Genomic DNA, 11,820 nt, shown 5'->3' on the forward strand with positions numbered 1-11,820 from the left:
AGGACTTGTGCAGCCAGGAGTTACGCTGTTTTTTGCCGATGTAGGGCGATCGCCCGACCTCACCCTAATTCCTGTAACCGACCCTGAACCGCATCCCTAAACCCTGGGCCCCGATTCGGCGTAAAATTCAAAACACTGGCTAGTCAATCCCTGGCCGTTGATTCCTTGCGCCGGGCCTTACGAGATGCGTTTTGAAAAGATTCTGATTGCCAACCGTGGTGAGATTGCCCTCCGCATTTTGCGGACTTGCGAAGAGATGGGCATTGCCACTGTGGCAGTGCATTCTACTATTGACCGCAATGCGCTGCATGTGCAGCTTGCGGATGAGGCGGTGTGTATTGGCGAGCCGCCCAGCAGCAAGAGCTATTTGAACATTCCCAATATCATCGCGGCAGCGCTCACCCGCAACGTCAGCGCGATTCATCCCGGCTACGGTTTTTTGGCAGAAAATGCCCGCTTCGCGGAGATCTGCGCCGATCACCAAATTGCCTTTATCGGGCCCTCTCCGTCTGCGATGCGGGCGATGGGCGACAAGTCTACGGCCAAGGAAACGATGCAGCGAATCGGCGTGCCCACTGTGCCGGGGAGCGATGGGCTGTTGACCGATGAGAAAGAAGCACTGGCGATCGCCCGCAAAATTGGCTATCCCGTCATCATCAAAGCCACAGCGGGCGGCGGCGGCCGAGGAATGCGGCTGGTTCGCAGCGAAGCGGATTTGGTCAAGTCTTTTCTGGCGGCCCAGGGCGAGGCCGAAGCAGCCTTTGGCAATCCCGGTGTGTATCTAGAGAAATTTATCGAGCGGCCCCGCCACATCGAGTTTCAGATTCTCGCCGACGGCTATGGCAACGTGATTCACTTGGGCGAACGCGACTGCTCGATTCAGCGCCGCCACCAAAAGCTGCTCGAAGAAGCGCCCAGCCCCGCCCTCACGCCGGAACTGCGGGAAAAAATGGGGTCAGCGGCGGTGCGCGTGGCCCAGGCGATCAACTACCTCGGCGCGGGCACGATCGAGTTTCTGCTGGATGCCTCCGGTCAGTTCTATTTCATGGAAATGAACACGCGCATCCAGGTCGAGCATCCCGTTACGGAGATGATTACTGGCATGGACTTGATCGCGGAGCAGATTCGCGTGGCCCAGGGCGATCGCCTCCGACTCACTCAAGAGCAGGTGCAGTTGCGCGGCCACGCCATCGAATGCCGGATCAATGCCGAAGACCCAGATCAGAACTTTCGCCCTGCCCCCGGACGCATCAGCGGCTATCTGCCCCCCGGCGGCAACGGCGTTCGCATTGATTCCCACGTCTACACGGACTATGAAATTCCGCCCTACTACGACTCGCTGATCGGCAAGCTGATCGTTTGGGGGAGCGATCGCCCCACGGCTATTCGCCGCATGAAGCGGGCCCTGCGCGAGTTCGCCATCACGGGGCTGCCCACCACCATCGGCTTCCACCAGCGGATTCTGGAAACGCAGGATTTTGCAGACGGGCGTGTTTACACCAATTTTGTGGAGCAGATCATGCAACGGTAGGCGCGGGTTGATCAAAAGCCTGGGGGATGGAAGCCTCATCCCCAACCTCATACCAAACCTCATCCCCAATTTCACACCCAACCTCATACACCACCTCCTCCCCTCAACCGCTCAATCAACGCCTGCCGCATGACCTCGACCGGAACCTCCTGCCCCAGCCACAAACGCAGGGCAGCGGCTCCCTGCTGCACCAGCATTTCCAGACCGCTGATGGGCATTGCGCCGAGGGCAGTGGCCTGCTGCAAAAAGCGGGTGGGGTTGGGGGTATAGATCAGGTCGTAGGCGATCGCCCCTGGTTTCATCGTCAGCCCTGGCTCTGCACCCAGCGGCGAAGCCTGAGTATGGGGTTGCATCCCGATGGGCGTGGTGTTGACCAGCAGAGTTGCCCCAGGGAGGAGATTCGGCAAATCCTCCCACGGATGCACCGAGAGCGTGGCAATCGGCGAGTTTCGCCAGCTTTGCTGAAAGGCTTTGAGCTTGTTTAGGTCGCGCCCGACGACGTGGATTTGCGCCAGTCCCAGTTGGGAACAGCCAGCGACGACGGCCCGCGCCGCGCCGCCGTTTCCCAAAATCACTGCCGTACTCTGGCTCCAGTCGGGCGATCGCTCTGGGGGCAGGGTCAACAGCGGCGACAGAAATCCCTCCACATCAGTATTGGTGCCGGCCCAGCCCGTTTCTGTTCGCCAGATTGTGTTGACCGCGCCCACCGATTGGGCAATCTCTGAAATATGATTCAGAAACGGTATCACAGCCTGCTTGTGGGGAATCGTGACGTTGAAGCCGCGCAGACCGATGGCGGCAAACCCGGCGATCGCCTGGGGCAGGTCTTCCGGCGCAACGGGCAGCGGCAGGTATACATAATCCACACCGAGATGGGCGATCGCGGCGTTGTGCATCACAGGCGAGAGCGAGTGGGAAACGGGATGCCCAATCACGCCCAAAAGTTTCGTAGTGCCAGTAATCCCGGTCATCATAGGTGCTTCAGCGGTGCAAATGGGATGCAAATGGGATGCATTAATGATGCATTAGTGCAAATTGAGGGAGCAGGTTGAGGGAGTGGGTTGAGGGAGCGGGTCGGGGTCAGGAATCGAACCTTTGTATCAGGGATGTGTGTCAGAATCATTACATCTATTGAGCACTGAGCAACGAATTGTCCATGCTGGGGACTGTGCTTGGCGGGCGTTATCGCATTATTACTATTTTGGGGGCAGGTGGCTTTGGACAAACCTACCTGGCCGAAGATGAGCAGCAGCCGCGTCGATGCGTGGTCAAGCAGTTCAAGCCCGTCAGCCAAGATTTGCACCTGCTGGTGGTGGCGCGTCGTCTGTTCGACACCGAGGTAGAAACGCTGCGTCGCCTGGGACAGCACGACCAGATTCCCGAACTCTACGACTCGTTTCAGGAGGGCGAAGAGTTTTATCTGGTTCAGGAATTTATCGAAGGGCACGCGCTGAGCGAAGAGTTTGCGGGCGGACGGCAGTTTTCGGAACCTGAGGCGATCGCCCTCTTGCACGACGTTCTCAACGTGCTGAGCTTCGTCCACCAAAATCAGGTCATCCACCGCGACATCAAACCCGCCAACCTGATCCGCCGAAAATCCGACGGCAAGCTGGTGCTGATTGACTTTGGCGCAGTGAAAGAAATTCAGACGCGGCTGACGGGCATTTCTGGACAGACGGAAGTGACCGTGGGCATTGGCACCCAGGGCTATACACCCAGCGAACAACTGATGGGGCGGCCCCGCTATTGCAGCGACCTCTACGCGCTGGGCATGACGGTGGTGCAGGCGGTGACGGGCTGCCCGCCGTCGCAACTGCCAGAAGACCCAGAAACCCTGGATGTCCTCTGGCAGCATCAGGCGGAGCTTAGCCCCGGTCTGATGCTGATTCTCGACTATCTGGTGCGCTATGACTTTAGCCAGCGCTATCAGTCGGTGGCAGAGGTGCAGCACGCCCTAGCGCAACTGGCAGACCTGCCCACCGATCTCCCAGACACGCCCACGTCGCTGCTGCCGCCTGCGGTGGCCCATCGCGCACAGCCCTTGCCGCCACTCTCCTGGCGCGATCGCCTGCGGATGGGCTGGCGGGGACTGGCGATCGCCACGGCCACCGCCGCCGCCCTGTCCCTGGGGCTAAAACACCTCGGCTGGACGGAACCCCTGGAGCGTCTCGCCTACGATCAGATGACCCGGCTGCAACCCGCCCTGCCGCCAGACGATCGCCTGCTGATTGTGGGCATTTCTGAGGCAGATTTGCAAGCGCTGGGTCGGGCGACCCCCTCAGATGCCGATGTGGCCAAGGTGCTGCGAATCCTGCAACAGGCAGAGCCACGGGTCATCGGGCTGGGGCTGTGGCGCGATTTGCCTCAGGAACCGGGCCGGGCGGCGCTGCTGGAAGAACTGCGATCGCCCAAGGTCATCACCTTCATGCAGTTGGGCAGCGTCACCACGCCCCAAATTCCGCCGCCGCCTGGGGTTCCGCCTGTGCAGGTGGGCTTTAGCGATTTGCTGGTGGATGCCGATCGGGTCGTGCGGCGGGGGCTGATTTTTGGCGGTGAGTTTCATTCCTTTGCCGTGCGGCTGGCGCAAAAGTATCTGGCGAGTGAAAACGTAGGACTCCGCACCAGTTCCACCAATCCTGGCATCACTGAACTAGGCGACATTCCGCTGCCCCCGCTCGAATCGACTGCGGGCGGCTATCAGCGGCTCGATGCAGGCGGCTATCAGCTTTTGCTGCGCTATCGATCGCCCGACGCGCCTGCGCCCGTGGTGGCGTTTGCCGATGTGCTGAACGGGCGCGTGGCGGCGGATCAGGTGCGCGATCGCATTGTGCTAATTGGCACCACTGCCCCCAGCGGCAAAGACCTGTACTACACGCCCTTCAGCGCCGGCCAGCAGACCGAACACCAGATGCCCGGCGTGGTCATTCATGCCCAAATCACCAGCCAGTTGTTGAGCCTGGTGCAAGACGGGCGGCGGCTGATGGGCTATTGGCCCGATTGGGCAGAGGGGCTGTGGATCGTCGGCTGGGTCGCAGTGGGCAGCGGGCTGGGCTGGTTTTTGCGACATCCGGCCAGGCTGGGCGCGGGCAGCGTGGCGGCAATCGGCATTCTCATCGGCAGCAGCATTTGGCTATTTGGGCAGCAGGTGTGGATTCCGGTGGCCACGCCGGCGATCGCCCTCACGCTGGCCACGGTAGGAACTGCGGCCCACCGCATTTATCGGGAGTCGAAGCTGGACACCGACCTCACCCAAATAGTATGGGACAAAACGCTGATCACCGATCTCGGCCGTCGGGGGCATTCGCCATGACCCCTGCTCCTTCTTCCAAGGACAAGGACATCGCCAACCCGCTGCCTGGAATCCGGCTCAACCGTCAGCAGCGCAAAGCATTGCGCGAACTGGAGAAGTTTACCCGCAGCAGCGAAAAACTCTATCTGCTGACGGGCTACGCGGGCACAGGCAAAACCACGCTGCTGCAAGCCCTGATCTGCCGCCTGCGCGACAAGGGCGATTGCCGCCGCATCGTCCTCACTGCTTTTAGCAACAAAGCGACCAAGGTGCTAGAGCGCATGGCCGACGAGTGGCGGCTAGAGATCGACTGCATGACCTGCTGCAAACTGCTGGGGCTGCGGCCGGAAATTGATTCGGTTTCAGGCACGCAGGTCTTTAAGCCCGACCGCGACAGCGAAAACCACTTCGACCGCTATCATCTCGTCGTGGTAGATGAAGCCTCGATGATCAACGCGGAAATGTGGGGACTGCTCACCAACGCCGTCAATAGCCTCCTCAGCCAGACGCAGATTCTATTCGTCGGCGACATTGCCCAACTGCCGCCCATCGGCGAGCCAGAATCGCTGGTGTTCAGCCAGATTCACCACCGTTCCGACCTGACCGAAGTGGTGCGCTATGGGGGGGCGATCGCCCTCCTGGCCGAATCCATCCGCAACAACCTCACCCGCCCCGACCTGCCCAACTTTGAGACGGATGCCAATGGCGATCGCACCGAAGGCGTAATCGTCACCCGCCGCATGGACTGGGAACGCCTGCTGACCCGCGCCTTCCAGAGCGAGTCCTATCAAGCAGACCCCGATTACGTCCGCGCCCTCGCCTACACCAACCAGCGCGTCCGGGAGCTAAACCACAAGATCCGCCGCGCCATCCACGGCGACAAAACGCCGCGCTTTGTGGAGGGCGATCGCCTCGTTGCCAACACGCCCTACATCGTCGGCGATGCCGTGATTCTGCAAACCTCCAGCGAGTGCGAAGTCCTGTCCGTCGAAACCACCACCGAGGGCGACTGGCATATCTGGCGGCTCCACGTCCTCACCGACGACGGCAAAAACCGCAGCCTCAGCGTCCTCCATGAACTCAGCCAGGGACAATACGCCCACCTGCTGGATGCCTACGCCAAAGACAAGCGCTGGAGCGAGTTCTGGCAGCTCAAAAGCGCCTTTGCCGATGTCCACTACGCCTACTGCCTGACCATTCACAAGTCCCAGGGGTCAACCTTCCAAAACGTGTTTGTAGATGTGCCCAACGCCCTAATCAACCGCAACATCCGAGAGTGCAACCAGCTCCTCTACGTCGCCGTCACCCGCGCCGCTCAGCGCCTCTTCCTATTTCAATAACTGCGATCGCTCCGCCGACTGTACAGCCGCCTAGAATAGTAGTACACATAGCAGTACATATGGCAGTACATATGGCAGTACACACAGCTTAGTCCCGACGCTCTGGGTCTCGACGCTCAACGTCTGACCTCTCCCCCCGGATCATATGGAATAGCTGGAAATGGAATAGCTGGAAAGCTGACCGTGTATCAGATTAATGCATCAGATTGGCAATCCAAAATCGTCAATCTAAAATCCAAAATCAACCCGCCCCATCTCTATCCCCCCCTTGTCCTGCGTGCCCTCATTGCCTCCTCTCACGCCCCTACTTAAAGACCCCGAACGCCTAGAAGCGCGGCTCAAGGAAATTCCCCAGGAGCCAGGGGTCTACTTTATGCGCGATGCTGCCGACAACATTGTTTACATCGGCAAATCCAAGAGCTTGCGGAGCCGCGTGCGGTCCTACTTTCGGGAAGACCCGTACCGGGAATATCGGATCGCCTGCATGACCAAGCAGGTAGCAGAAATCGAGTTCATCGTTACGGATACCGAAGCTGAAGCGCTGGCGCTGGAAGCCAATCTGATTAAGCAGCACCAGCCCCATTTCAACGTGCTGCTGAAGGACGACAAGAAATATCCGTTTCTCTGCATCACCTGGAGCGAGGAGTATCCGCGCATCTTCATCACCCGCAAGCGCAAGCTCAACAGCAAGGATCGCTACTACGGCCCCTACGTCGATGTAGGGCTGCTGCGACGGACGCTGAACTTGGTCAAGCGCGTGTTTCCCCTGCGCCAGCGGCCGCAGCCGCTCTTCAAAGATCGCCCTTGCCTGAACTACGACATTGGGCGCTGTCCGGGTGTATGTCAGCGGCTGATTAGCCCGGAGGACTATCGCAAGACGCTGCAAAAGGTGGCGATGATCTTCCAAGGACGCACCCAGGAGCTAGAGGCCATCCTGACGACGGCAATGGAAAAGGCGGCCGAAGATCTGAACTTTGAGTATGCGGCACGGCTGCGGGATCAGATTCGCGGGATTCAGTCGCTGGGGGCAGACCAGAAGGTGCAATCGCCAGACGATACCGTGTCACGAGATGCGATCGCCCTGGCAGCCGACGAACACCACGCCTGTATCCAGCTTTTTCAAATTCGAGCGGGGCGGCTGGTGGGGCGGCTGGGCTTTGTGGCGGATGCTCAGTCGGGCACGCCGGGAGCCATCTTGCAGCGAGTGCTGGAGGAGCATTATCAAACCGTAGAGGCGATCGAGATTCCGTCGGAAATCCTGGTGCAGCACGAGTTGCCCGATGGCGACATTCTGGCGGAGTTTCTCACCCAGCGGCGCGGCCGCAAGGTACACATCTTTTTGCCACAGCGCCAGACCAAAGCCGACCTGATCGACATGGTAGAGCGCAACGCAGGTTATGAACTGGCTCGCACCCAGCGCTTTGCCGATCGCAACAACCAGGCCATGCTCGACCTGGCAGAAATCCTCGACCTGCCCGACCTGCCCCACCGCATCGAGGGCTACGACATTTCCCATATTCAGGGGTCGGATGCCGTCGCGTCCCAGGTCGTATTTATCGACGGAATGCCCGCCAAGCAGCACTATCGCCGCTACAAAATCAAAAATCCCACCGTGAAGTCGGGGCATTCTGATGACTTTGCCAGCATGGCGGAGGTGATTCAGCGTCGCTTTCGTCGCTATGCCCAAGACCCAAACCTCCAGCGAGTGGGCAATCCTGATTTTCCTGACCTAGTGATGATCGATGGCGGCAAGGGGCAGCTTTCGGCGGTGGTAGCCGTGCTGCGGGAGATGAATCTGCTAGAAGACGTGAAGGTGGTTAGCCTGGCCAAGCAGCGCGAAGAGATTTTTCTGCCGGGGGAGTCTCTGCCGCTGACAACGGAGGCCGAGCAGCCGGGGGTGCAGCTTTTGAGGCGACTGCGCGACGAGGCGCACCGCTTTGCCGTCAGCTTTCACCGACAGCAGCGGAGCGATCGCATGAGGCGCTCTCGCCTAGAAGATATTCCGGGTCTGGGGCATCACCGTCAAAAGCAGCTCCTTGCCCACTTCCGCTCGATCGACTATCTGCGCGAAGCCACTCCCCAGCAAATCACCGAAGTCCCCGGCATCGGCCCCAAAATGGCGCAGCAGATTTACGACTACTTTCATCCGCAGCAGGATCGGGAAGATGAACTGCAAGCGGAATCAGCATCATCCTAATGGCTAATTAATGGCTAATCATCCACGGGCGACCCCCAGTGTGATTTTTGACCCTTGGGGGCGATCGCTCTTCTGTGCGCTGAATCAGTTTGGGTTCCTTCGCTTCCTGCTTGAGGCGGAGCGAGCCTGATAGGATGGCCGGCGGCGAGAAAATGCGCTGGGCTGGCTGCTGACAGGTGGGACATTCAGCAGGGAGGTTGCGCTCATCGAGCGATCGCCACTGATCAAAAACGCCACACTCCGGACAGCGAAATTCGTACAACGGCATAGTTGTTCTGCGTCCTGCAATTTTGGTTCATACTTTTAGTTCTTACCCTTAGCTCCTTCTCTGCGATACCTAAAAAAGGTAGCGGGGCAAAAAGGTAGCGGGGCGAGGCAGTAGGACAAAAGGGCGATCGCTAAACAGGTAAGATATTTTGATCAAAAATTTCTGTCGGAATCGCCAGCGTCGCGCAGGCATTTGGAATGTCTACAATGCCACTCACCCGCCCTTCCACCGGGGCACAACTGAGCAATAGATAAGCCTGTTCGCCCGTATAGCCAAATTTCTTCAAATACTCAATCGCATTCAAACAGGCCCGCCGATACGCAATGTGGACATCCATGTAATATTGCTTGCCCGTGAATTCATCGACCGAAATTCCCTCAAAAACCAGGTATTCCGAATATCTAGGTTCAACAGGGCCCGGCTTAAAGATAGGATTCACCATGCCATACTTCTCCATGCCGCCCTTGATGATGTCCACATGCAGATCGATATAGCCCGACATTTCGATCGCACCGCAGAACGAAATTTCTCCATCCCCTTGGGAGAAGTGAATATCCCCCATCGAAAGCTTTGCGCCTTCGACGTAAACCGGAAAGTAAATGCGCGTGCCCTTCGAGAGGTTCTTAATGTCGCAGTTGCCTCCATGTTCTCGCGGTGGCACGGTTCGCGCCGCTTCGGCCGCAACTCGCCCATACTCAGAAGCCGGAAGCGTACCCAGAATAGCGTTCGTCGGGTTCGGCAAGGCCGCCAAGACGGGTGCATCGCCCGAAAGCCCCGCTCCGTAGGTTCGCAAATCGGGCGCAGTCTGCACGAGTTCTGCTTCGCGCTGGTTCCAGGTTGCGAGCAATTCATGGGATGGAGCGCAGCCGATCAGTCCAGGGTGAATAATGCCTGCAAACCGCACTCCTGGAATGTGCCTTGAAGTGGTGTAAATACCTTGAAAATCCCAAATTGCCTTCGCAGAATCTGGGAAATGATCGGTTAAAAAGCCGCCCCCATTTTTCTTATCAAAAATCCCCGTAAAGCCCCATTCATCCCCCTGCAATGCCCCAATATCGAGCAGATCCACCACCAGAATATCTCCCGGCTGGGCCCCATTGACCCAGATTGGCCCGCTGAGGACATGCACCACGGTCAAATCCACATCGCGGATATCGTCAGGACTGTCGTTGTTCTTGATTTGCCCATCAGTCCAGTCCTTACATTCAATCCGAAAGATGTCCCCCGGATTGACAGATACGACGGCAGGAATTTCTGGATGCCAGCGATTGTGCCCAGGCAATTCCTGCTCGTTCATTGGTTTGGTCAAATCTACCTTAAATAGTGTTTTTGGCATAGGAAGTCTCCCCAATTGTTTGGGATTGATGAATCATTTCTTGCTTGAGTTATTTCGTTTTTATAGAATTGCAAATCGGCAGCGTTGCATAACCCAGGAGCGCAGGTAAAAGCCTGTATAGCCCTTCCGGTATTGACTCTTTGATTGACTCTTTGATTGACTCTTTGATTGACTCTTTATATGCCTCAACATATATGCCTCAACATTTGAAATCAGGTTAAAAGCTGTTTAGCAAGTTCGTATCGTATGCTCAGGCACTCATATAAACTGTCAAATCGACTACTGAAAGACGTGGCTTCCCTGCTGCAAAAAGGCAAATTCAGGGCGATCGCCCTACCCCAAAAGTTTCATCATTTGCAATCTTTTTTATAACTTCATTTAACGCAACACAAAAACAAAAATTAAAACCATCTCCCCAGGAATCCTGAAGCGCTTTAATCCTCCCGCTTCAATCATCTGGAAAGATGGTTTCTGTCGTGTAATTCCTTTCTCGCAAGCCCCTTCTAGGAAAGGCTTAAGAAAACTATCGAGAGCCGAATTCAAACCCCAGCTTGCCTAACTGGCCTAATCAGAACAACTTACAGGCAAGCAATCTATCGCAGCATTTCGTCCGGCTTCAGCGGTGCAGTTGTTTTACGCCAGGAGGTCGATTCTTGAGTCGCGTTAGCCTGACTGGTTCGCGATGCGGCTGTGCGCTTGCTGCGACGAACTCCACCTGCGAGTCGAGAGGTTTGGGGCGGGGTGGTTTGTCCTGTGGGCAAGGCGATCGCCATCATCCGACTCGCTTGCAGATACAGTTCCCCATCGGGCGTAAAGCGTGCCAGAGCAGCCTGGAGCGACGTATCTAGCTTTTCTACTTCTGCCTTAAAGTTTTCAGGTTGATTGACCGGATCAAAGGTTGCCAAAAACGTCACATTGGTATCCGGATTGAAAATCACATTCGCATCTTGCTGGCTCAATTGCCAGGCTTCCTGAAACTTTCCATCTGGCGCAATCTGCCACAGGTTTAGCTCCGCCTGCCAGTTTCCTTGTCCGACTTCAGCAATCTGACGATCCAGAATGGCGTAGGGAATATCGGTTTCGCTATTGGTTTCAGGGTTTGCGCCTTCGACCAAATATCGAACCGCAGAAACCGTGATTTTGGTCTTGCTGGGCAGGGAGGTCGTGCCCGAAACCGTATACGTACCACCGCCTTCGTCCTGGATTTCGCGAATAGATAAGTTAAGTGGGGTGCCGGAGTTGGTCAGACCACGCAAGTTCGTAGGGGCAGACGAGCAGCTCAGAGAACCAACTGCCATAACCGAAATCAGCCCTAAGAGAACCAGTCTTTTGAAGATCAAATTAGTCGTTTGACGAGTTGTGTTGGACAGGGTTCGGGACATAGTGCTGAAGGCTATTTTTCGAGCTTGGTTTTGCGCTTGAATGAGGGCGATTTGGCTAGCTTGGCGTAGGAACGACAACATGAGAACCGATAAGGGGGGTGAGTAATGTTTAGGAATGGACAATTTTCAGAATCTGAACCGGATCTACCGATGGGGACAATGTACAGTGGACGGGATGGGTTAATCGATGAACCAGATTTTGATTGACGATCGGTACAAGTCGAGTCTAAACATGAGTTGGGCGATCGCACGAAATCCACAAAGTTTGAACGTAAATCCGCCTCAAACTTCATCTAACCTACATAAGGTTGCCCCCAACCCTTAAAACCTTCATCATGATGCGGAAGTGATTCATGGCTTGGATATTAACCAGTTTGCTCAAGAGTATCTCGCTCAATAGCCGATCCACCTCCAGTTCTGCGCTGGTCTGGCTAGGATTGGGACTCGTGCTTGCCAACACTGCCACAGGATCTGCCT

The 11,820-nt window shown here is 56.8% G+C and carries 8 protein-coding genes; 4 read left to right on the forward strand and 4 right to left on the reverse strand.

The window, feature by feature from the left end:
* The first annotated feature begins 184 nt into the window (after positions 1-184).
* Complete coding sequence (gene accC, locus JTM80_RS07440; RefSeq protein WP_205370882.1) at positions 185-1,531, forward strand: acetyl-CoA carboxylase biotin carboxylase subunit; 1,347 nt, start codon at positions 185-187, stop codon at positions 1,529-1,531.
* An 83-nt stretch (positions 1,532-1,614) separates the two neighbouring features.
* Here accC and JTM80_RS07445 read toward each other — a convergent pair whose 3' ends face one another.
* Positions 1,615-2,502 (reverse strand): shikimate dehydrogenase, encoded by an 888-nt coding sequence (locus JTM80_RS07445; RefSeq protein ID WP_172359133.1) that lies wholly within the window; start codon positions 2,500-2,502, stop codon positions 1,615-1,617.
* 185 nt (positions 2,503-2,687) lie between these two features.
* On the opposite strand from JTM80_RS07445, the gene JTM80_RS07450 reads away from it, so the two are divergent.
* The 3 genes from JTM80_RS07450 (at position 2,688) to uvrC (ending at position 8,357) form a co-directional block, all read left to right on the forward strand.
* Entirely contained in the window at positions 2,688-4,841 is a 2,154-nt protein-coding gene (locus JTM80_RS07450) for a CHASE2 domain-containing protein (protein ID WP_172358654.1), read from the forward strand.
* A complete protein-coding gene (locus tag JTM80_RS07455) occupies positions 4,838-6,160 on the forward strand; it encodes an ATP-dependent RecD-like DNA helicase (RefSeq protein WP_205370883.1) in 1,323 nt (440 codons plus the stop codon). Before JTM80_RS07450 ends, JTM80_RS07455 begins: the two co-directional genes overlap by 4 nt.
* Before the next feature lie 286 nt (positions 6,161-6,446).
* Positions 6,447-8,357, forward strand: coding sequence for an excinuclease ABC subunit UvrC (gene uvrC / locus JTM80_RS07460; RefSeq protein WP_205370884.1), 1,911 nt, complete (start codon positions 6,447-6,449; stop codon positions 8,355-8,357).
* 7 nt (positions 8,358-8,364) lie between these two features.
* On the opposite strand, the gene JTM80_RS07465 is transcribed toward uvrC, so the two are convergent.
* The 3 genes from JTM80_RS07465 to JTM80_RS07475 form a co-directional block, all read right to left on the reverse strand.
* A complete protein-coding gene (locus JTM80_RS07465; protein WP_172358651.1) occupies positions 8,365-8,625 on the reverse strand; it encodes an FmdB family zinc ribbon protein in 261 nt (86 codons plus the stop codon).
* 130 nt (positions 8,626-8,755) lie between these two features.
* Positions 8,756-9,961: a formamidase gene (gene fmdA / locus JTM80_RS07470; RefSeq protein ID WP_172358650.1), complete on the reverse strand. Its 1,206-nt coding sequence runs from the start codon at positions 9,959-9,961 to the stop codon at positions 8,756-8,758.
* A 593-nt stretch (positions 9,962-10,554) separates the two neighbouring features.
* Complete coding sequence (locus JTM80_RS07475) at positions 10,555-11,259, reverse strand: hypothetical protein (RefSeq protein WP_205370885.1); 705 nt, start codon at positions 11,257-11,259, stop codon at positions 10,555-10,557.
* Between the last annotated feature and the right edge of the window lie 561 nt (positions 11,260-11,820).

The sequence above is a fragment of the Thermoleptolyngbya sp. PKUAC-SCTB121 genome, from assembly GCF_016919485.1.
GTDB lineage: Bacteria > Cyanobacteriota > Cyanobacteriia > Elainellales > Elainellaceae > Thermoleptolyngbya > Thermoleptolyngbya sichuanensis.